At 73.8% G+C, this 19,015-nt stretch carries 22 protein-coding genes; 15 read left to right on the top strand and 7 right to left on the bottom strand.

All coding sequences use genetic code 11. The features are described from left to right. Positions 1–98: 98 nt before the first annotated feature. The gene (locus ACFTWP_RS00295; protein WP_380260979.1) at positions 99–572 is read left to right on the top strand and encodes a hypothetical protein; all 474 of its coding nucleotides are present in this window, start codon (positions 99–101) and stop codon (positions 570–572) included. 192 nt (positions 573–764) lie between these two features. Then, complete coding sequence (locus tag ACFTWP_RS00290; protein WP_380260977.1) at positions 765–1,619, top strand: SDR family oxidoreductase; 855 nt, start codon at positions 765–767, stop codon at positions 1,617–1,619. A 90-nt stretch (positions 1,620–1,709) separates the two neighbouring features. Here ACFTWP_RS00290 and ACFTWP_RS00285 read toward each other — a convergent pair whose 3' ends face one another. Beyond that, the gene (locus ACFTWP_RS00285; protein ID WP_380260975.1) at positions 1,710–2,729 is read right to left on the bottom strand and encodes a hypothetical protein; all 1,020 of its coding nucleotides are present in this window, start codon (positions 2,727–2,729) and stop codon (positions 1,710–1,712) included. A 380-nt stretch (positions 2,730–3,109) separates the two neighbouring features. Here ACFTWP_RS00285 and ACFTWP_RS00280 point away from each other — a divergent pair, with 380 nt between their 5' ends. The 4 genes from ACFTWP_RS00280 (at position 3,110) to ACFTWP_RS00265 (ending at position 6,499) form a co-directional block, all read left to right on the top strand. Further along, positions 3,110–3,463, top strand: a complete 354-nt coding sequence (locus ACFTWP_RS00280; RefSeq protein ID WP_380260973.1) for a hypothetical protein — start codon at positions 3,110–3,112, stop codon at positions 3,461–3,463. Positions 3,464–3,559: 96 nt separating this feature from the next. Further along, positions 3,560–4,126: a TetR/AcrR family transcriptional regulator gene (locus ACFTWP_RS00275; protein WP_380260971.1), complete on the top strand. Its 567-nt coding sequence runs from the start codon at positions 3,560–3,562 to the stop codon at positions 4,124–4,126. A gap of 334 nt (positions 4,127–4,460) precedes the next feature. Next, complete coding sequence (locus ACFTWP_RS00270) at positions 4,461–4,979, top strand: SRPBCC family protein (protein ID WP_380260969.1); 519 nt, start codon at positions 4,461–4,463, stop codon at positions 4,977–4,979. 143 nt (positions 4,980–5,122) lie between these two features. Beyond that, positions 5,123–6,499, top strand: a complete 1,377-nt coding sequence (locus tag ACFTWP_RS00265) for a carotenoid oxygenase family protein (RefSeq protein ID WP_380260967.1) — start codon at positions 5,123–5,125, stop codon at positions 6,497–6,499. A gap of 69 nt (positions 6,500–6,568) precedes the next feature. On the opposite strand, the gene ACFTWP_RS00260 is transcribed toward ACFTWP_RS00265, so the two are convergent. Beyond that, positions 6,569–6,739 (bottom strand): hypothetical protein, encoded by a 171-nt coding sequence (locus ACFTWP_RS00260; RefSeq protein WP_380260965.1) that lies wholly within the window; start codon positions 6,737–6,739, stop codon positions 6,569–6,571. A gap of 251 nt (positions 6,740–6,990) precedes the next feature. Here ACFTWP_RS00260 and ACFTWP_RS00255 point away from each other — a divergent pair, with 251 nt between their 5' ends. Beyond that, positions 6,991–7,545, top strand: a complete 555-nt coding sequence (locus ACFTWP_RS00255; protein WP_380260963.1) for a YcxB family protein — start codon at positions 6,991–6,993, stop codon at positions 7,543–7,545. A 41-nt stretch (positions 7,546–7,586) separates the two neighbouring features. On the opposite strand, the gene ACFTWP_RS00250 is transcribed toward ACFTWP_RS00255, so the two are convergent. Both ACFTWP_RS00250 and ACFTWP_RS00245 read right to left on the bottom strand, forming a co-directional pair. Then, positions 7,587–8,198 carry a hypothetical protein gene (locus ACFTWP_RS00250; RefSeq protein WP_380260961.1) on the bottom strand — a complete coding sequence of 204 codons (612 nt, stop codon included), beginning with the start codon at positions 8,196–8,198 and terminating at the stop codon, positions 7,587–7,589. 76 nt (positions 8,199–8,274) lie between these two features. Continuing rightward, complete coding sequence (locus ACFTWP_RS00245; protein ID WP_380260959.1) at positions 8,275–9,048, bottom strand: NADAR domain-containing protein; 774 nt, start codon at positions 9,046–9,048, stop codon at positions 8,275–8,277. 405 nt (positions 9,049–9,453) lie between these two features. On the opposite strand from ACFTWP_RS00245, the gene ACFTWP_RS00240 reads away from it, so the two are divergent. From ACFTWP_RS00240 to ACFTWP_RS00215, 6 genes are all read left to right on the top strand, one after another. Next, complete coding sequence (locus ACFTWP_RS00240; RefSeq protein WP_380260957.1) at positions 9,454–10,128, top strand: BTAD domain-containing putative transcriptional regulator; 675 nt, start codon at positions 9,454–9,456, stop codon at positions 10,126–10,128. 394 nt (positions 10,129–10,522) lie between these two features. Further along, positions 10,523–10,900, top strand: coding sequence for a hypothetical protein (locus tag ACFTWP_RS00235; protein WP_380260955.1), 378 nt, complete (start codon positions 10,523–10,525; stop codon positions 10,898–10,900). A gap of 176 nt (positions 10,901–11,076) precedes the next feature. Then, entirely contained in the window at positions 11,077–12,522 is a 1,446-nt protein-coding gene (locus ACFTWP_RS00230; protein ID WP_380260953.1) for an NAD(P)/FAD-dependent oxidoreductase, read from the top strand. A 198-nt stretch (positions 12,523–12,720) separates the two neighbouring features. After that, on the top strand, positions 12,721–13,092 hold the full coding sequence (locus ACFTWP_RS00225) for a ClpX C4-type zinc finger protein (RefSeq protein WP_380260951.1): 372 nt from the start codon (positions 12,721–12,723) through the stop codon (positions 13,090–13,092). 199 nt (positions 13,093–13,291) lie between these two features. After that, a complete protein-coding gene (locus tag ACFTWP_RS00220) occupies positions 13,292–13,663 on the top strand; it encodes a hypothetical protein (protein WP_380260949.1) in 372 nt (123 codons plus the stop codon). Next, positions 13,663–14,082 (top strand): ArsR/SmtB family transcription factor, encoded by a 420-nt coding sequence (locus ACFTWP_RS00215; RefSeq protein ID WP_380260947.1) that lies wholly within the window; start codon positions 13,663–13,665, stop codon positions 14,080–14,082. Before ACFTWP_RS00220 ends, ACFTWP_RS00215 begins: the two co-directional genes overlap by 1 nt. A 120-nt stretch (positions 14,083–14,202) precedes the next feature. Here the strand turns inward: ACFTWP_RS00215 and ACFTWP_RS00210 are convergent, their stop codons facing one another. Both ACFTWP_RS00210 and ACFTWP_RS00205 read right to left on the bottom strand, forming a co-directional pair. Next, positions 14,203–14,754 carry a hypothetical protein gene (locus tag ACFTWP_RS00210; protein ID WP_380260945.1) on the bottom strand — a complete coding sequence of 184 codons (552 nt, stop codon included), beginning with the start codon at positions 14,752–14,754 and terminating at the stop codon, positions 14,203–14,205. Positions 14,755–15,100: 346 nt separating this feature from the next. Then, positions 15,101–16,354: a ricin-type beta-trefoil lectin domain protein gene (locus tag ACFTWP_RS00205; RefSeq protein WP_380260943.1), complete on the bottom strand. Its 1,254-nt coding sequence runs from the start codon at positions 16,352–16,354 to the stop codon at positions 15,101–15,103. Between the two features lie 1,034 nt (positions 16,355–17,388). Between ACFTWP_RS00205 and ACFTWP_RS00200 the strand changes: the two genes are divergently transcribed. Beyond that, positions 17,389–17,649: a hypothetical protein gene (locus ACFTWP_RS00200; protein ID WP_380260941.1), complete on the top strand. Its 261-nt coding sequence runs from the start codon at positions 17,389–17,391 to the stop codon at positions 17,647–17,649. A 6-nt stretch (positions 17,650–17,655) separates the two neighbouring features. Then, positions 17,656–18,477 (top strand): helix-turn-helix domain-containing protein, encoded by an 822-nt coding sequence (locus ACFTWP_RS00195; protein ID WP_380260939.1) that lies wholly within the window; start codon positions 17,656–17,658, stop codon positions 18,475–18,477. A gap of 16 nt (positions 18,478–18,493) precedes the next feature. Here ACFTWP_RS00195 and ACFTWP_RS00190 read toward each other — a convergent pair whose 3' ends face one another. After that, positions 18,494–18,829: a hypothetical protein gene (locus ACFTWP_RS00190; RefSeq protein WP_380260937.1), complete on the bottom strand. Its 336-nt coding sequence runs from the start codon at positions 18,827–18,829 to the stop codon at positions 18,494–18,496. Between the last annotated feature and the right edge of the window lie 186 nt (positions 18,830–19,015).

Raw genomic sequence — 19,015 nt, 5'->3', positions numbered from 1 at the left:
GGCAATAGTTAGCCGCCTAATTATCGTGGCGGAGCGGCCCTGCCGGCGCTCGCCGCGACCCGTCGCATCCCCATCATCCGCACGAGAAAGAGGCCGACATGCCCGCAACGAAGGTCAGAAGGAGCCGTGACCGGGCCGCCGTCCGGCCGTCCCGGCCGTTCATCCTGTGGCGCGAGGTGCTGACCGCCTACGCCGCCCCCGCGCTGATGGCCGGTACCGCCGGTGTCGTCACCGGGCAGCGGGACCTGGTCGTGGCCGCCTGCACCTCCATCGCCGGCACCTCCGCCGTGGTGGCGTTCCTGGTCGGTGCCTGGCTGCGGCACGGCGGGCGGCCCCGACGGTGGACCGTCGCCGTGCCGCGCGTCGTCCTGGCCGCCGCACTCGTCGTCGTCGCCGCCGGCGCGGCGGCCCTGCTGGGGTGGTTCGTCGCCCAGTGGCTGCCCGCCCACACCGCGATCCCCGCCACCCCGTGGCTGGTGCGCCTGCGCATCGACCTGCCCGTCTCCGCCGTGCTCGCCACCACCATCGTCACCCTGCGCTGGCGCAGCACCACGAGGCCGTCCCCCCAGTAGCCCACCCCGGCGCCGGGGACACGCATCCCGATGCCGGGCCTGCCCACCCGCCCCACGATGCCAGGCCTGCCCACCCGCCCCACGATGCCGGGCCTGCCCACCCGCCCCACGAGTCCGGGCCCGACCGAGCCCGCCCCGGCCGCATCCGCCGCCGGGAAGTCACCAAGGAACGAGCACACGATGATCGTCGTCATGGGAGCCACCGGAGCGACCGGGAACGCCCTGCTCCACAGCCTCCTCGCACTCGGCGCGCCCGTCCGAGCGCTGACCCGCACGCCGCACAGGCCGATCCCCGGGATGGCCGGGGCACCCGACCCGCAGGCCGAGGTCCGGTACGCCGACGCCGCCGACCCGGACTCCCTGCGCGCCGCCTTCGAGGGTGCCGACCGGCTCTTCCTCGCCATGGCCAACAGCCCCGCCCAGGTCGAACTCGAAACCCGCGTCATCGACATCGCCGCCCGCAGCGGCATCGGACACATCGTCAAGATCTCCGCGCCCGCCGCCGAACCCGACTCCCCGGTCGCCGTCTCCCGCGGACACCGCGCCGTCGAGGATCACCTGCGGGCCAGCGGCCTCACCCACACCGTCCTGCGCCCCTACGCGTTCATGCAGAACCTCCTACGCCTGGCCCCCACCGTCGCCCAGGGGATCATCCTCGGCACGGCGGGTGACGCGCCCTTCAACCACGTCGACTGCCGCGACATCGGCGACGTCGCCGCCGCCGCCCTCACCAGGCCCGAGATCGCCGGAGGCACCTACACCCTCACCGGCCCCGAGGCCGTCTCCTACTCCGAAATCGCCGCGCGGATGTCGACCCTGACAGGTCGTCAGATCCGCTACGTGAACCTCGCCCCGGACGAACTGCGCCAGGACCTCGTCCGCAACGCCCACCTGCCCGGCTGGCTCGCCGAGCACGTGACGGAGATCCAGCAACTCGCCGTGACCCGACCCGAGAGCCCGACCAGCACCGTCGTCGACATCCTGGGCCGCCCGCCCCGCACGCTCGACGCCTTCCTGCTCGAACACCAGGCCCACTTCCGCCGGTAGGACGCAGCCGCAGGCGGTCCGGCGCAGAACCCGGCACGGGCGTACGAGGCCGCGCGGCCTCGTACGCCCGTGCCGCGTGAGCAGCGGCGTTCAGCGCCGGGCGCGCAGGCGGACCCCGACGAAGGCGGCGCCGGCGCCGAGCAGGGCTAGAGCCAGGCCACCCCAGAGGAGGGCGGTGTCGGAGCCAGCGGACGCCCGGGCGGCCGGCTCTCCGGCGAGCGGCACCACCTGGGTGGCCTCGGCCGTGCCTGCGAGGCCGACCGTCCCGGCGGGTGCGTCGGCCGCCGCGGGGGCGGGGTTCTGCGCGGGTACGAGAGGCGGCGCAGCTGCCGACCGGGGCGCGACGGGCTCGGCGGCGACCGACTGCTCGTCGAGGGCGCCGGCGGACGGCCGGGCGTCAGCCGCCACCGAGTCGGTCGAGGCCGAGGTCGCGGTCGAGGCCGAGGCCGTGGTCACCGTCGGGGACGGTTCGGCGGTGGCCGGCCGGTCGGCCGGGTGCGCGACGGTCAGGGTGATCGCGTTCAGCCTCCCGTCGGGGGCGACGCCCGAGTAGACCTGGATCCGGGTCCGGTCGGCGGGCGCCTGCGCCGACAGGCCGACGCGGAAGAGGAACCGGTGCGCGCGGCCGTCGGCGAGCGGCTCGGCGAGGGCGGAGGTGTCGGCCGAGATGACGGGGTCGCAGCCGTAGTGCAGCTCCAGCGGCGTCCAGCGGCCGTGGAACATGACCTCGACCGAGAGTTCCTCGATGTGGAGCAGCGTCCCGGTGCCGTGGCCGCCGGCCTGCTCGTCGTAGAGCGCGAAGCCCGGGGCGACGCGCTCCATCGGTGCGCCGCTGAGGTTGGCCTCCTCCACGCCGATCTCGATCTTCGGGCCGCCCGCGGTGATAGCGGTGGGGACGACCGGGATGAAGCCGGTCACCGTGGCGCCCCGGGGTGCGGTGTCCCCGGTCGTGGTGGGGGCGACGGCGGTCGCGGTGCTGCTGCGGGGCGCGTCGCCGCAGGCGTGGGCGGTGGCGCCGCCGACGGTCAGCGGCAGGCCCGCGCCGATGACGAGGGCGGCGCCGGCGAACGCGGCCTGGCGGGCGAGACGGGGGAAACCGGGCGTACGCATGGCAGGGGTCCCAGGGATCGTGAGATGGACGTGGCGGGTGAGGGTGTCCGGCACCGCGGTTCCCGGTGGTCGCCGGCTCCGCCTCTCCGTGCCCTTCACATGCATGGACGCGTCTGCGCGGCGGTGGTTGCGAGTGGCGGCGAACTGCCCTCCAGGATCGCCCGAACGGCCCCGCGGGCCGCCGGTGGATCCGTCCCCTGTCCTACCGCACGCAGGGGGCCGATCGGTGGACCCGGGCGGCCGACCGGCCGGGCGTCGCCCCCGTTCCCGAGCCGGGCGGGGAGCATCCGGTCGACCCGGCGGGTCCGGGGCGGACGGCAGGGACGGTGGATGCCCGCGGGCACTGTCGCGGGCGGCCAGGTCTTCCGTACGGTGGCGGGATGACCGACATTGAGCAGCGGGACGACCGGAAGACCGACCTTCATGTCCGCCTGATCGGCGGAACTCGGCTGGCCGGCGCGGAGGTTCACCGTCGCACCGTGGCCGCCTCGCTCGTCGGGGGAGTGGACATCGACCTGACGGAGGTGGAGATCCCGGACGGCGCCGAGCTGCGGATCACCAGGATCGGCCTGGTCGGCGGGGTGACGCTGCGGGTGCGTCCGGACGTGCGGGTGGTGGTCGGCGGGATCCGGTTGGGCGGCGTGCGCGACGACGGACCCGGCGAGCCCGGCGGTCCGACCGTGCGCCTCGACGCCTGGGGTCTGGTGGGCGGGGTCCGGGTGGATCGCGACTGACCGGGGCGGGGCGGGCGGTTCGCCCGGGGGCGCCGCGGTGGGGTGGTGGCGCGGGGGAGCCTTGACACCAAAAAGTGTGAGTGGTTGAGTACTCACATGCAGACGGAACGACGACGCCAACTCTCCACCGCCGACGAGCGCCGCGACACGGTCCTGCGGACGGCGATCGGAGCGTTCGCCGCCCGTGGTTACTTCGGCACCACCACGACCGAGGTGGCCAAGGCCGCCGGCATCTCGCAGGCCTATGTCTACCGGCTCTTCCCGAGCAAGGAGGCGCTGTTCGTCGCGGTCGTCGAGCACTGCCTGGTCCGGGTCCGGGCGAGCCTGGAGGTCGGCGCGGCGGAGGCCAAGGGTGGCTCACCCGAGGCGGTGCTCTCCGCGATGGGGGACGCCTACGCCCGTCTGATCAGCGACAACGACCTCCTGCTCGTACAGATGCACGCCCAGGCCGCCGCCGTCTCCGAGCCCGCCGTCCGAGAGGTCGTGCGGGCCGGGTACGCCCGCCTGGTGGAGTACGTCCGCGGCGCCTCGGGTGCGGCGGACCGCCAGGTCCAGGAGTTCTTCGCCGTCGGCATGCTCTGCCACCTGCTGGTGGCGATGGACGTCGACGCGGTGGACGCCCCCTGGACCCGCACGCTGGCCGCGGGCATCCGCCACTACTGACGGCCGCCGTCGCCCACCGGCGGCAGTACCGGTGTCCCGCTCGCTCTCTCGACCGATTCGGCCTTTCGTGTCGGCCATGAGTGAGTGGTCAATCGCAAACCATCTCTGATTCCCGGCGTCTCGCCGGTGATCCCGAAAACAGGGAATCAGGAGTTCCGGATGACCGCCCGGTGCACCTTCTCGGCCTCGTAAGTGAGTGAGTGACCACACATTCACTGAGCGAGTGGTGCACCACCTCGACAGCCTCCCGCCCGCCGCTCCCGCCCGCCGCTCCCGCCCGCCGCTCCCGCCCGGGGACCCACCCGGGCGCCACCACCACGAAGGAGAACCCGACATGACCACCGACAGCACCCACCCCGCCGGCACCACCCGTACCGAGGACAACGGCCTCGTCGCCCCGGCCGGACTGGAACCGATCCAGGCCGTCGACTCGGACGCCCCCGTCGTCGTCCGGCTCGCCGTCACCGTCAACGCCCCGCTCGCCGAGGTGTGGGCGCTGCACACCGACATCGCCGCCTGGCCCGACTGGAACCCCGACATCAGCGCCGCGGAGCTCGCCGGCCCGCTCGCCCCCGGCGCCACCTTCGCCTGGCGCACCCACGGCCTCGACATCACCTCGACCGTCTACCAGGTCGTCCCCGGCCGCCGCATCGTCTGGGGCGGGCCCGCGCAGGGCATCGACGGCGTCCACGTCTGGACCTTCCAGGAGCAGGACGGCCTGGTGACGATCCGCACCGACGAGTCCTGGAGCGGCGCCCCGGTGCTCGCCGCGCCCGACGCGCTCCGCGACGCGCTGAGGCAGTCGCTGGAGCAGTGGCTGCTGCGCCTGAAGGAACGGGCCGAGCAGCGCTGACGCTGCGGGCGCCGCGCGCAGCCGCGCGGCGCCCGCCGTCCCCGCCGTCCCCGCCGTCCCCGCCGTCCCCGCGGTGCCCACCAGCGCCCCGCCCGCCGTCCCCGCCCCGAACCAGTCGCCGTCCCGCAGCGAAGGATCACACCATGACCAGCAAGCCCTACCTGACCGGCCACTACACCCCCGTCGCCGACGAGATCACCGCCACCGACCTGCGCGTCGAGGGCAGCCTGCCGCCGGAGCTGTCCGGGCGGCTGATCCGTAACAGTCACAACCCCAAGCCCGGCATCACGCCCACGCACTGGTTCAAGGGCAGCGGCATGGTGCACGGGATCCGGCTCCGGGAGGGCCGCGCCGAGTGGTACCGCAACCGCTGGGTGCACACCCCGGCGCTGGAGGGCGCGCCGTACCTGACCGAGCAGGGCCCCGACCTGACGGCCAGCACCGCCGGAACGCACGTCATCGAGCACGGCGGACGGCTGCTCGCCCTGTGCGAGGCGAACCTCCCCTTCGAGCTGACGGCCGACCTGGACACCGTCGGAGCCTACGACTTCGGTGGCAGGCTCACCTCGGCGATGACCGCCCACCCCAAGGAGGATCCGGTCACCGGCGAGCTGCACTTCTTCGCGTCCTCCCCGTTCCCGCCCCACCTGATCCACCACGTGGCCTCGCCCGACGGCCAGGTCCTGCGCAGCCGGGAGGTCCCGGGAGCGAGTGCGGCGCTCAAGCACGACTTCGCCATCACCGAGCACCACGTGGTGTTCCTGGAGGGATCCGTCACCTTCGACCACGCCGAGCAGTCGGGCATCCCGTACCGCTGGAGCGACGCGCAGGCCTCGCGCATCGGGGTGATGCCGAGGGGCGAGGGCGGCGCCGAGCAGGTGCGCTGGTTCGAGATCGGCCAGGGCTACGCGATGCACCTCGCCAACGCGTACGAGGACGCCCGCGGACGGATCGTCGTCGAGGGCCCGTCGGTGGGCCGGGCCGGCTGGCAGCGCTCCTGGAACTGGTGGGTCGGTGCTCCCGACCGCGGCGCCGAGCCCAACTCCGGCTCGCGCAGCCGGCGCTGGACCGTCGACCTGACCGCCGGTACCGTCCGCGAGGAGCAGACCGACGACCTCACGGTGGAGTTCCCGACGATCAACGACGACTTCATCGGACGCGAGCACCGGTACCAGTACGCGCTGTCCTTCCCCGACGACCTCGGCATCGGCAACCACACCCTGGTCAAGTACGACCGCTCGACCGGTACCCGCCAGCTGCTGCCCTTCGGCACCGGCCAACTCCCCAGCGAGGCCCTGTTCGTGCCCGCGGCGCAGGGGGCCGGCGAGGACGCCGGATACCTGCTGACCGTGGTCAGCGACCTCAACGCCGACGCCTCCCGGATGCTCGTCCTGGACGCCTCCGACCTGACCCTTCCGCCGGTCGCCACCGTCCACCTGCCGCGCCGCGTCCCCGCCATGATCCACGGCTCCTGGATCCCCGATGCCGACCTCGCCCGACCCGACGCCGACCTCCGCTGACGCGGGGCCGACCTCGCCCGGTCCGGGGCGCCTCCCGGCCCGCGCACTCCAGGCGCGGGACGGTCGTCCTCAGCCGACGACGACCGTCCCGAGTCCGCCGCACGCGGTGCACGCCGACCAGAAGGTGTCGACCCGCGCGACCTGCCGGCCCTCGGCGTCCAACTCCACGGTGTGCTGCGTCTTCTCGGTGCCGCGCGCCCCGCCGCACGCGGCGCACGTTCGGAGTTCCGGTCCTGTCATCGCCCTGCCACCCTCCGTAGTCCGAGGACGACGGTACCGCCCGGCCCGGCCCGGGGCGGCAGGACGGGCGAATCCGCGGCCGACGCGACCCGCCGGGGCGTCGCAGCGGGCATCCGACCGTCGGCGCCTCGGCGCGGGGGTACGGGGGACTCGTCCCAGGTGAGGGCGGTGCGGCGGGCCGGGAATCCACCTGGCCGTGGAGACCGCCGCCGCGCTAGCATCCCTGGTCGATCACGTGACGAGGAGAGCGCATGGATGAGGACCAGCAGGCCGACATACCGGTGGAGCTGACGTACCGGCTGACGGAGGAGGACTTCCGGGAGGCACTGGTCGCCCGGTCCAAGGCCAGCGCGACCGGCCGGCGGACCCGCCTGCTGCTGATCGCGGTGTTCGCCCTGGCCGCGGTCGCGACGGCCCTCTCGCTGGCGAACGAGGGCACGGTGGATCCGCCGCTGGTGGTCATGCTGCTGGTCGCCCCGCTGCTGCTGCTCGGCCTGCCGCGGTTGCAGGCCCGGCAGTTCCACCGACTGGCCGCCGACAAGGGCGAGTTCCGGGCGACCGTGACCGAGTCGGGCATCACCGTGCAGAGCGAGCACTCGTCCAGCACCCACAGCTGGCAGGCGGCACCCCGCTACGTCGAGACCACCGGGCTCTTCGTCCTGCTGAGCAGCGACAAGAACGCCTCCTGCCTCACCATGCTCCCCAAGCGCGGACTTGCCGGGCCGGCCGAGGTCGACCGGCTGCGCGGCGCGCTCGACCGCAGCCGCACGGGTGCCGGCGCCGCCGTACAGCCCGCCGGGCGATAGGGACCCCCGGACCCGGCGGCCGGGGAGTCCGGCGCGGCGGTTCAGCAGAAGTCGCAGGCCCCCGTGGCCGGAAGCTGGAGCGAGCAGCCGGGGCAGACGGCGGCCGGCTTCTCGGCGGCGGCCGCGGCCCGTCGGCGGGCGACCGTCGACTCGTAGCGCGGAGCGAGCGCGGCCGTCCCGCCGTCGGCGGGAAGGGACTGACAGAACTCCCGGTAACAGGCGAGTCTGGCCCGCGCGGCATGCAGTTCCCGGGCCAGCTCGTCGCCGGCGGGCGGCTCGCCCGCGACCTCCAGGACTTCCTTGTAGCCCTCCCCGACCATCCCGTCCTGGGCGTGCACCACCAGCGCCGTCAGCGGCGGGTCACCACGGCGGTGCGCCTCGTGCACGACGCCGCCCAGCACCCGCCCGATCCAGTTGTGCTGGAGGGCCTTGGTCCGCACCCCGGACGCCGCCTGCACCTCGGCCGCCAGCTCGCCGTAGGTGATGACCGCCCGGTACGAGCCGGCCACCCCGACCAGGACCGGGTACGCCGCCTCGGTCCACGAGGTCAGCGCGTCGGCCCGGGCCACCGCCACGGTCGAACCGTCCGTCACGCGCCAGTAGCCGTAGTTCTGCTCCACGTCCCCACCCCGATCGCTCCGCACCTGCCCCATCCCGGGAGGCTACCGCTCCGCCGGTGCCGCCGCGGCGCTCCCGCACAACCCGCCGCCGCCCGCGGGCTCCGCGATCTCAGACCTGCGACCCGCCCCCGGTCGGACGGTCACCGGACGCCCCCGGGAGCCGGTCCGCAGTCGCCGGGAGCGCGGCCAGCTCCGCCCGGACCAGCTCCAGCAGCCGGCCCATCCAGTTCCGGCCAGACCGGCCCTCGGCGCCCCAGTACGCCGAGTCGGGGTCGTGGTAGCGGATCACGGCGTCCCCGGTGGCCAGCAGCACGCCCGCCGCGTCCGGGTGTTGGGCGAACTTCGCGCGCAGCACCCCGGCCATCAGCGCGGGCCCGGTCCGTCCGGCGGCGGGCGGACCGTCCACCGCCCGGAAGGCGTCGGCGGCGCAGGCGTGCCGGACGCCTTCCACGGTGACCGGCAGCGGGTGCTCGTTGTGCAGCTCGGGGAGCGAGAACTCGTCGACCACCACCGCCGGGTCGATCGGCGGATCGTCGTGCCGCGCCCGCTCGGCCGGATCGTTCAACCGCGCGATCTCCGAACGGACTTCGGCGAGCAGCCGCTCCGGTGTGAGGAAGGTGTGCGCCGAGGCGAACCGCCAGGTGCCCAGCCCGGCCGCGGAGCCGCGCGCGCCCTCGGCGATCTGGGCACCCACCTGGCCGTACCCGACCCGCTCGGCGAACTCCGCCACGGTGGACAGCCCCCAGCAGTCCACCAGGCCGTCCGCGTACACCGTCAGCTCGGTCAGGTGGTGGACGCCGGCTCCGTGGACGAAGACCGGCCGCCACACCCCCGGGATCCGCTCGCCGTCCGAGTACCTGAAGGTCCGCCGTTCACCTGACATGGCCGCCAGCATAGGCGGCACGCGGCCGGCGCTCCGCCGGCGTGCCCCGGCGTCTCCCGTCACTCCCCGGCGGCGCCGGGCAACCGACCGGCATCCGCGCCGACCGGACATCACGGGCGCGTGTTCTGGCCAACGACCAAACATCCGGTGGAGCCGCTCCGAAGCAAGGGGGCAGAGTTGTCCGGTGCGTCGTCTCGGCCGCCCGCCGCACGAGGGGGGAGCGGGGGCCGGGCAGGCCGTGGTTCCGCGCGGGGGTCGGGCGGAGCGGTTCGCGGTCCGGACGCGGGGGAGACGGGCAGGGCCAGACGGAGTTCGACGAAGGACTGCTTCACGAACCGGGGGGTCGGACCCCGCCGGGCGGTGGAGGCCGGTCCTTCCGCAGACGTCGACAGAAGGAGGGGGCCGGTGACCGCACACCCAGGCACCGAGGTGCGATTTCAGCTCCTCGGCGCGCTACGGGCGTGGGAGGGGCGGAGGGAGGTGGCGCTGGGGGCGCCGAAGCAGCGCGCGGTTCTGGCCGCGCTCCTGCTGAGACCGGGGCGCGTCGTGGCCTCGGAGGAGGTGATCGAGTCGGTCTGGTGCGACCCGCCGCGGGCGGCGGCGGGGATGGTCCGTGCCTACGTCTCCCACATCCGCGCGGCGCTGGCGGGCGCCGGCGCGCGCGGCGGCCCGGCCCACGTGCTGGTCTCCGTGTCGGGCGGGTACGCGCTGTGGCTGGCGGAGGGGGCCGTCGACCTGGAGGTCTTCGAGCAGGGCGTGGCCCGGGCGCGGGCCCTGCGTTCGCAGGGGGAGCTGAGGCGGGCGGCCGACGGCTACCAGCAGGCGCTCGGCCTGTGGCAGGGCCCGCCCCTGGCCGGCGTCCCCGGCCCGTACGCCGAGCTGCGCCGGGCCCGACTGACCGAGGTGCGAGTCGAAGTCCAGCAGGAGAGCTGGGAGTTGGACCTCGTCCTGGGGCGCCGTTGTCGGGTGGCGGAGGAGCTCTCGGCCCTGGCCGCCCAGCGCCCGCTGCGCGCACAGTGGGCCCGTCTCCTGGCGCAGGCGCTGAGCGGTGGCGGCGCTCCCGGCCGGCCCGACGGCTGAGCCGGATCGTGTCGTCCGCGGGCACCGACCGGGGGAGACGGGCGCGGGGCACTGCGCCGGAGCGTTGCGCCGGAGCGCGCGGGGCGTACCCGTCCACGGGAGGCGCCCGCACGCCGTCCGACATCCAACTGAAGCCTCCGACAACGGGTTTGACTTCGGTGCGAGGGGTTGAGCCCGCGGCCTCCTCGGTGGTACACCCTTGAGGTGGGGCCCGTCCGCGGATCGCGGCCCCCGATCCGGCCGACTCGGACAGGCCACCGGCGCGGGGGAGCGCCCGGGGGCGACAGGCACGGTACGTCCGGCACAGCCCACCGCCCGCGAGGCGGGGTCCGTCGGAGCGGGCCTCCGGGCGCCGGCTCCGCAGTCCTGCCCGGGGCGTGTCGAGAGGACCCGTATGACATCCCGCCCCGAGACCACCGCCGTCGACGACGGCACGAGCGACACCGACGACGGCACGAGCGACACCGACAAGGGCGCGACCGGCGCCGACCCCGGCGACACGGCCCGGACGACCACCTCCGGCCGCCGCAACCGCGTCCGCCTGGCCGTCGTCGGCAGTGCCGTCGCGGCCCTGCCGGTGGTCGGTCTCCTCACCGCGACCGCGGCCTCCGCCGCACCCGAGCCGCCGAAACCTCCGATGAAGGTGGTCGCCGCGCACGAGCCGCCGAAACCGCCCGCGAAGGTGACGGCAGCGCGGCTCGCCGACAAGCCGCCGGCGAAGGCCGCCGCCGCGCCGGCCGAGCGCGGTTCGCGCTCCCGCCTGCCGCACTGACACCCAAGGAAGCAGCCGGGCCCGGGCCGGTCGAAGGGCCGGGCCCGGGGAGGCATCCTGCCACGCCGGGCGCGGACGACGGCCGCGCGCCAATCGGACGGCAATCGGTCGTCAAGTCGCGTCGGTCATGCTCGCCCTGCCGGCGGACAGGCCGGCGGGGGGCGAGGAGGGCACCAATGAAGGGTGACGGTCGAAGAGACGGCCACGCGGTCGTCGCGGGAGCGGGGATCGGCGGGCTGCTGGCGGCCCGGGCACTGTCGGAGACGTACGGACGGGTCACGGTGGTGGAGCGGGACGCGCTGCCGCAGGGCGGCGTACCGCGCCGCGGAGTCCCGCAGAGCCACCACTCGCACGGCATGCTGTCCCGGGGTTTCGAGGTACTGGAGGAGCTGTTCCCGGGCCTGGGCGAGGACCTGGTCGCCGGGGGCGCGCTGGTCTGCGACGCGCAGGCGGACGTGCGGTGGTTCAACGACGGGCACGAGCTGCGCCGGGCGCCGTCCGGGCTGCCCTGCCTGCTGGTCAGCCGGCCCGCACTGGAGCGGTACCTGCGCTCGCGGGTGGCGGCGCTGCCCGGAGTGGAGATCCACGAGCGCTGCGAGGTGCTGGAGCCCCTCGCGGCCGGGGACGGCACCCGCATCACCGCGGTGCGCCTGCTGCGGGTCAACGCCGAGCCGCAGACGGTGCCCGCCGACCTCTTCGTGGACTCCACCGGCCGCGGCAACCGCGGCGCGACCTGGCTCCGGGCCCTGGGCTACGAGCCGCCGCAGGAGGAGCGGGTCGACTCCGAACTCGTCTACGTCTCGCGGGAGTACCGGCGCCGGCCGGGCACCGTGGACGCGGACGCCTACGTGGTCGGCGCCTCGGCCGCGGCGCCGCGCGGCGGAGTGGCGCTGAGCGGCGAGGGCGACCGCTGGCTGGTGACGCTGTTCGGGATGAACGGCGACAACCCCCCGCTCGACCCGGAGGGCTACCACCGGTTCGCGGAGCGGCTGCCGGTACCCGATCTGCACCGGTTGCTGACGCGGTTGGAGCCGCTGACCGAGCCGCGGCTGATGCGCATCCCGGTGTCGATCCGGCGGCGCTACGACCGGCTGGAGCGCCTGCCGCAGGGCTACCTGGTGTTCGGCGACGCGATCTGCCAGTTCAATCCGACCTACGGGCAGGGCATGACGGTCGCCGCCTGCGAGGCGATCGCCCTGCGGGACTGCCTCGCGCAGGGCAGCGGCGAGCAGGCCGTCCGGCGGTTCCTGCGGCGGGCGACCGAGGCGGCCGACGTCCCGTGGGACATGTCGGTCAGCGCCGACCTGCGCTTCCCGTTCGTGAACGGCCGGCGCACCCTGCGGGTGAAGCTCCTGAACCGGTACGTGGCCCGGGTGCACCGGGCGGCGGCCGAGGACACCGAGGTCGGGCGGGCCTTCCTGTGGGTGGCCAACCTCAAGTCGCCCACGCGGCGGCTCTTCGCGCCGCGGGTGCTCGCCCGGGTGCTCCGCCGGCGGCCCGCGGCAGCGGCGGCGATCGCGGAGCCGCTGGAGCCGCTGGAGCCGCTGGACCGGGCGGAGCGGGTGGAGCGGGTGGAGCCGGTGGCGACCGAGGCGCAACCCGAGCGTCCTGCCGCCGCCTGACCGGGCGTCGGACAGCGGGACGGCCCTGCCGCCGGGTTGCGCACGCGGCGGCGGGGTACGCGCTCGCCGGACCGTCCTGGTCAGGCCGTCCTTGTCGGGCCCGCCTGGTCGGGCCGTTCCCTCGCACGCCGTCCCTTGTCAGGCTGCTCCTGACGTCCGTACTCTGCCGTCAGGAACAACCTGACACGGAGGTGCGGCATGCCCGAGGCGTTGGCCGAACAGGAGAGCACGCGGTGCTCGTTCTGCGGCAAGCACGACGCGGAGGTGGACAAGCTGGTCGCGGGGCCGGGGGTGCACATCTGCAACGAGTGCGTGGACCTGGCCACCTCGATCGTCGCGGAGTACCGGGGCAAGCCGGTCGAACTGCAGATCCCGGTGCGCAGCGACATGACCGACCAGCAGATGCTCGACCACCTCCCCCGGGTCGTGGCGGTCGCCGACCAGGTGGAGGCGGACCTGCACGCCTGGGTCCGGGAACTGCGCAGGCGCGGCGTCACCTGGACGAGGATCGGGACGGCCCTCGGCATCACCCGCCAGTCCGCCTGGGAGCGGTTCTCCGGCGAGGAATGACGGCGACGGACGCCCGCCGGCGACGGCCCGGTCGCCGTCGCCGCCGTGGCGTCCGCGTCGTCACTTCCGTCGACGCCGTCCGCGTCGTCGGTGCCGCCCGGGACGGCCTCGCGGGGCAAGGTACACCATCCGATGCGTGAATTGCACACTTCTGCAATTCACATGATGCACAGTCAGTTCGTGGACTAGCGTCGCGTTCATGGCACACACAGACGTGGCGTTGAAGGAAGCGATGATGATCGAGGGCGCCCTCGGCGTCGCCCTCGTCGACATGACCAGCGGCATGGCCCTGGGCACCCTGGGCGGGGACCGGGACTTCGACCTGGCGATCGCCGCGGCGGGGAACACCGACCTCGTCCGGGCGAAGATGCGCACCATGGAGATGCTGGGGCTCCAGGGCGCGATCGAGGACATCCTGGTGACCCTCACCAACCAGTACCACCTGATCCGGCCGCTCACCTCGCGGAACGGCAGCGGACTCTTCCTCTACCTGGCCCTCGACCGCAGCCGGGCGAACCTCGCCATGGCCCGTCGGCGGCTGCAGCTGGTCGAGCACGAGCTCGAGGTCTGATGCCGCAGCCTCCCCTCTACCAGGTCAAGGCGGAGTTCTTCCGGATGCTCGGGCACCCGGTGCGGATCCGCGTACTGGAGCTCCTCCAGGGCGGGCCGCTACCGGTCCGCGCCCTGCTGGCCGACATCGGTGTCGAGCCCTCCAACCTCTCGCAGCAGCTCGCGGTGCTCAGACGCTCGGGCATCGTGGTGTCCACCCGGGAGGGGCCGGTCGTCCTCTACGCCCTCGCCGGCGGGGACGTCGCCGACCTGCTCCGCTCCGCCCGACGGATCCTCACCGTCCTGCTCAGTGACCGCGAAGGCGTGCTGGAGCAGCTGCGCGAGACGGACCCGTGCGAGGGCGACGTCGTGGACGACACGGTCGACGGCGCCGTCGGCGACGACACCATCGGGACGGTCGCCGTCTCCGTTCCCCAGTAGCCGGCGCCGGGGGCCGTGTGGCCGCCCCCGGCGCCCGGCCCGCGCCCGTACCCGCCCGAGGTCCGGGCGCGGGCCCCGACAACCGACGGGTGTCCAGCGGCGATCGATCGGGACGGTCGATCAGGAGTGGTCGATCAGGGGCTGGAGATGCCCCCAGGCACTGAAGAACGCATTGTCCAACTCCTCGTAGGCACCCGCCTTGTCGGATCGAACCGCATCGCACCTCGCGGACGCCTTCTGCAGGTCCGCGATGACCAGCGCCCACTCCGGCGGTGCAGCCGACTCCGCCTGCAAGCCGCCGACCCGGCCGGCCAGAATCGCGCACTCCTTGCCGACGGTCTCCGCGTCGCCGTGGGCCTTCGTGATGACGGTGGCCATCCGGAGCGCGGCCTCGGCCACGGTCGTGAACTGCGCGGAGTTCGCGGGCCACCCCTTGGGAGCGCCGGTGGTGGCAGCAGCGCCGGGTGCGGCGCCCCCGCCGGCTGCGGCGGAAGGTGACGGCGGCGCGGCCGGGGCCGGGGCCGGGGCCGAAGTCTGCCCCGTGACTGTGGCCGTTGCCGTGGCCGTGGCCGACGTTGAGGCCTTGTCGTCCCCGGAGCCGCCGCCGGAACAGCCGGACAGGGCGACCACGGCGAGGAGCAGACAGGTCGTGGTCGCGGTGATCCGGCGCATGGGTTCCCTTGGCTGTGGTGAGGCGTGTCGACCCGCGGCGGCAGTCGCGGTGGGTTTCTGTCCCCGGTGACCGACGCCGCCGACTCCCCGGCGAGGCGTCGATCGGGGAGGCTATGGCGACGGACCGGCCTCCGGGGCCAACAACCCTTGCCGAGAACCGAGAACCGAGATCACCGGGGAGGGCCGCGGGAGAAGTCTGTCACCCCGCGGAGAACCGGGACCGCCCGGGGTGGACCGGGCCCGCGGCGGACCCGGGCCCGCGGCGGACCGACCGCGGGACGGTGGGGCCGCGAACGCGCAGTGCTCCGGCCCCCGTGCGGGTCGGAGCACTGCGGTAGCGGGGGGCTCAGGCGTTCAGGGTCCACTTCTGGTTGCCGGCGCCGGTGCAGGTCCACAGCTGGACCGGGGTGGCGTCGGCCGGGTTGTTGCCGGCGACGTCCAGGCACTTGTTGGCCTGGATGTTGACCAGGTCGTGGGTGCCGGCGTTGTAGGACCACTTCTGGGCGCCGCTGCCGTTGCAGTCCCAGAGCTGCACCTTGGTGCCGTCCGCGGTCCCGCCGGAGGCGGCGTCCAGGCACTTGCCGAGCGCCTGGACACTGCCGTCGCTGCCGACCGTCCAGCGCTGGGCGGTCGTCCCGTTGCAGCCGTAGATCTGGACCTTGGTGCCGTTGGCGGTCGCGGCGGCCGCCACGTCCAGGCACTTGCCGGCGAGTCCGGTGAGGGTGCCGCCGGTACCGCCGCCGCCGTTCGAGGTGGTCACCCGGACGTAGTCGACGACGAGTTGCTGCGGGAAGGCGGTGGAGCCGTCCGGGTCGCCGGGCCAGTAGCCGCCGACCGCCAGGTTGAGGATCAGGAAGAACGGCTTGTTGTAGACCCAGCTCCGGCCGCCGAGGTCGGCGGGCGTGCGGTGCTGGTAGACCGTGCCGTCCACGGACCAACTGATGGAGTCCGGTGCCCAGTCGACGGCGAAGGTGTGGAAGGCGTCGGCGAACGCCTGGCCGCCGGGCAGCGAGTAGCCGGCGCCGATGCCGCCGCTGCCGGAGTAGCCGGGGCCGTGGATGGTGCCGTGCACCGTGCCGGGTTCGAAGCCGACGTTCTCCATCACGTCGATCTCGCCGCTGTTGGGCCAGCCGACCTGCCCGATGTCGTTGCCGAGCATCCAGAAGGCGGGCCACATGCCCTGGCCGCGCGGGATCTTCATCCGGGTCTCGACGTGGCCGTAGGCCTGGCTGAACCGGCCGGAGGTGTTGAGCCGCGCCGAGGTGTACTGACAGGTGCCGTACCAGCACTGGTAGTTGGCCGGGTTCTCACGACGGGCGGTGATCACGAGGTGGCCCTGGCCGTCCAGCGCGGCGTTGCGGTTGCCGGCGGTGTAGTACTGCCGCTCGTGGTTGTTGACGTTGTCGCCGGTCTCGATCTGCCACTTGCCGCCGTCGACCGCCGATCCGGCGGGTCCGTCGAAGTTGTCCTCGAAGTTGGCCGCCAGCGCGGCGGTCGGGGCCGCGGCCACGGGTTCGGGTGCCCAACCGAGGGCGGTCACCATGGTGGCGGCCACAAGTAGTGTGGCCCAGAAGGGTCGTCGACGTGCGAGTGCGGACATGGGAGATCGCCTCGATCCGTGCGGTGGGGGACGCTGACCGGCACGTCTCGTCGTTCCGTCGAGGCGTGGAGGTCCAGACCTTTCTTCAGGAAGTGAACTCTGATGATGAATCCATGTCAATGCATCGGGAAGGCCTGAACGTTGGTGGCGAGCGGCCCCGCCATCCGGTCGGTGCCCGCACGTTCGGCGAGTCGTTCCTGCGCCGGTTCGAGGAGCCGCCGCCGGCCGGCGTCCCGTGGTGGCGGGCTCCCGGCCGCACCTCCGCGGATGCGTACGGCCGGGGTCGAGCCGCCGGTGAGTCCTCGGGGCGGGGCCCCGACAACCTGCCCACCCGGAGGGGCCCTGGGGGCGGGCGGCGGAGACGGGTCGCGGCCCCCGGCCCCCGGCGTCGGGGCGTGTCGCAGGGCTGACAACACAACAGGTGACGTGCGTCATTGCACGTCACCTGTGGTGAGCGGGGCGCGGCAACGCCGACGCTCGGTGCCCTGGGGATTCGGTGGAGTCCGTATACGCCTAGGGAGTGGCACTTCTCTGTGAACAGAGCCTTACTGAGAGAAAGCGTCACACGGGGAGCGCTCGGGCCGCAATCGGAAGCTGGACAGGTCTGCAACAACGAAGCGAAACCGGTGGGTTGTCCAACCCAGCTGTTATCGTCCCCCCTCCCGTGTCCCCGGTGGCCGTCGTACCCGGTGTGGATCCGCTGGTCAGGGTGGTTTTCGCCCCGAATGCCAAGAAAGCGCCAACTCGCCGTCGAGCAGGCCCGAAGAGGCCGGAAAGGCCCGCCGGTGCGCCGAAGCGATGCGTTCGCGGCGGTTGCGCGGCTGGACGGCCTTGCATCAAAAGGGTTCCTCGGGTGACACCGCGCATCCGGACCCGTGCCGGATGGTGGAAGAATCCGATCTGTCATCAGAGAGGGGCCGGCAAGCCCTATTTGTAGCTCTGCGTGACATCGGGCCGTGCGCCCAGGTGGAGTCAACAGCCGTCCGTCCGGACCTGAGGGGCCGAACGGCGGCACGCGAATCAGGGAGTCCTTCATGTTCAACCTCAACCGTCGACGGGCGGCAGCTGTCGCCTGCGTCGAGACCGGATCGCAGCCCGCGAGGCCGGCCGGCATCTCGGGCACCGAACTCTGGGTCGTCATCGTGATCACGCTGATCGCGGCCGCCCTCGGCTACGCCGGCATGCCGGTCTTCGGGGTGATCGACCTGCTCGGCGGCACCGGCTGGATCGCCACCCGGATGATCATCTCCATCCGGACGAACCGCCTGCCGGCACCGGCCGTCCAGAGCGTCTGACGCACGATGGGACGCCCCGAGCGGCCCGTCTCCCCTCACGCCGACAAGGAGACGGCGGCGCTGGCGGTACGCCTTCGGGCACACCGCCGGCACGCCGGCCACTCCTACGCCAGGCTGGCCGAGCTCACCGAGATGACCACCACGCGGCTCTCCCGGGCGGCGAGTGGTGACTCGGTGCCGCCGCTGGCGGTGGCGGTGGCGTACGCGAGGGGATGCGGGGCCGGAACCAAGGACATCGCCGAGATCGGCAAACTGTGGCGCGCCGCCCGCCGGGCCACCCACGCGGACCAGCCCGAACGGCTGCTGCACATCACACTGGTGGGCGACGCCCGGGACCTCTGGTCGGCCATGCTCCACCTCTACCTCCGGGTGGGCCGCCCGCCGCTGCGGGAGCTGGAGAGGCGCGCCGACGGGTACGGCGTGCTCCCGCGCAGCACGCTCAACATGGTGCTGCGCGGCCTGGCACGACCCAGTCGCACCGTCCTGGAGTACTTCGTGCGGGCCTGCGGTGTGTCGAAGACGGAGACCCAGGAGTGGCTGAACGCGTGGGACCGGGTGAACCATCCCAGGGCGTCGGACAAGCTGATGCCCCGGCGCATCGCCGGCGGCGAGGTGTTCGTCGCCGTCAACGACCCCGGCGACAGCCTCGAACGCCTGGCCACGGACGAGGCCCGGGCGCGGGTGGCCCTGGCCCAGGCCCGTCTGCGGTACCGGCGTGCCCACTCCACGGCGGAACGTCAGAGCGCTCACCAGCAGGGCCTGCGGGTGCAGGCGTTCCTGGACCAGATCGCCGTCCAGAAGTCGGCGGCGACGACGTCGCGGGGGTGAGGGACGGGACGGCCCGCTACCCGTGGTCGGGCCCGGCCACGGCGGCGCGCAGCGCCAGCTCGGTCTCGCGGTAGCGGTGTTCGGCGAGGGCCCGCACCATCGTCGGGTGGCGGCGCACCCGGGCGCTGGCCTCGCCGAACGCCGTCCGCAGCGCGTCCAGGCGGGTCTCGTCGGCTTCGCTCCACAGCCCGGGTTCGTCGGTCGGCGCTGGGCCGGTGCGGCTGGGGCCGGGGTGGCGTCGACGGTGGGCGGCGAGCAGCTCGTGGACGCAGTCGACGACGGCCTCCAGGGCCACCAGGCGGGCGCGTTCCAGCTCCAGCAGATCGTCGGGGATCGGCAGGGCGTCCGGCATGGTGTCGATCTTAGGCCGTGTCTGGCGATTCCCGCCGGGCGCGCGACGCCGGGCACCCCGCCTGAACGCACGCCCGAATGCCGGAGTACGGCCCAGTACGAGGACGATCCGGGCGCACGCCCGGCCGGGCGTCGGGGCACCGCACCCGGCCGGTGGACCCGTGATCCGCGGCCCGTCACCCGGTAC

The sequence above is a fragment of the Kitasatospora sp. NPDC057015 genome, from assembly GCF_042673745.1.
Lineage (GTDB): Bacteria > Actinomycetota > Actinomycetes > Streptomycetales > Streptomycetaceae > Kitasatospora.
This window is presented reverse-complemented; position numbering and strand designations above follow the sequence as displayed.

Coding starts and splice junctions, on each gene's coding strand:
- ACFTWP_RS00190 (WP_380260937.1), bottom strand. CDS start 18,829: ATGCCGGACGCCCTGCCGATCCCCGACGATCTGCTGGAGCTGGAACGC.
- ACFTWP_RS00250 (WP_380260961.1), bottom strand. CDS start 8,198: ATGGGGCAGGTGCGGAGCGATCGGGGTGGGGACGTGGAGCAGAACTAC.
- ACFTWP_RS00200 (WP_380260941.1), top strand. CDS start 17,389: ATGTTCAACCTCAACCGTCGACGGGCGGCAGCTGTCGCCTGCGTCGAG.
- ACFTWP_RS00195 (WP_380260939.1), top strand. CDS start 17,656: ATGGGACGCCCCGAGCGGCCCGTCTCCCCTCACGCCGACAAGGAGACG.
- ACFTWP_RS00275 (WP_380260971.1), top strand. CDS start 3,560: ATGCAGACGGAACGACGACGCCAACTCTCCACCGCCGACGAGCGCCGC.
- ACFTWP_RS00260 (WP_380260965.1), bottom strand. CDS start 6,739: ATGACAGGACCGGAACTCCGAACGTGCGCCGCGTGCGGCGGGGCGCGC.
- ACFTWP_RS00285 (WP_380260975.1), bottom strand. CDS start 2,729: ATGCGTACGCCCGGTTTCCCCCGTCTCGCCCGCCAGGCCGCGTTCGCC.
- ACFTWP_RS00245 (WP_380260959.1), bottom strand. CDS start 9,048: ATGTCAGGTGAACGGCGGACCTTCAGGTACTCGGACGGCGAGCGGATC.
- ACFTWP_RS00290 (WP_380260977.1), top strand. CDS start 765: ATGGGAGCCACCGGAGCGACCGGGAACGCCCTGCTCCACAGCCTCCTC.
- ACFTWP_RS00235 (WP_380260955.1), top strand. CDS start 10,523: ATGACATCCCGCCCCGAGACCACCGCCGTCGACGACGGCACGAGCGAC.
- ACFTWP_RS00215 (WP_380260947.1), top strand. CDS start 13,663: ATGCCGCAGCCTCCCCTCTACCAGGTCAAGGCGGAGTTCTTCCGGATG.
- ACFTWP_RS00225 (WP_380260951.1), top strand. CDS start 12,721: ATGCCCGAGGCGTTGGCCGAACAGGAGAGCACGCGGTGCTCGTTCTGC.
- ACFTWP_RS00270 (WP_380260969.1), top strand. CDS start 4,461: ATGACCACCGACAGCACCCACCCCGCCGGCACCACCCGTACCGAGGAC.
- ACFTWP_RS00205 (WP_380260943.1), bottom strand. CDS start 16,354: ATGTCCGCACTCGCACGTCGACGACCCTTCTGGGCCACACTACTTGTG.
- ACFTWP_RS00220 (WP_380260949.1), top strand. CDS start 13,292: ATGGCACACACAGACGTGGCGTTGAAGGAAGCGATGATGATCGAGGGC.
- ACFTWP_RS00280 (WP_380260973.1), top strand. CDS start 3,110: ATGACCGACATTGAGCAGCGGGACGACCGGAAGACCGACCTTCATGTC.
- ACFTWP_RS00255 (WP_380260963.1), top strand. CDS start 6,991: ATGGATGAGGACCAGCAGGCCGACATACCGGTGGAGCTGACGTACCGG.
- ACFTWP_RS00210 (WP_380260945.1), bottom strand. CDS start 14,754: ATGCGCCGGATCACCGCGACCACGACCTGTCTGCTCCTCGCCGTGGTC.
- ACFTWP_RS00265 (WP_380260967.1), top strand. CDS start 5,123: ATGACCAGCAAGCCCTACCTGACCGGCCACTACACCCCCGTCGCCGAC.
- ACFTWP_RS00230 (WP_380260953.1), top strand. CDS start 11,077: ATGAAGGGTGACGGTCGAAGAGACGGCCACGCGGTCGTCGCGGGAGCG.
- ACFTWP_RS00295 (WP_380260979.1), top strand. CDS start 99: ATGCCCGCAACGAAGGTCAGAAGGAGCCGTGACCGGGCCGCCGTCCGG.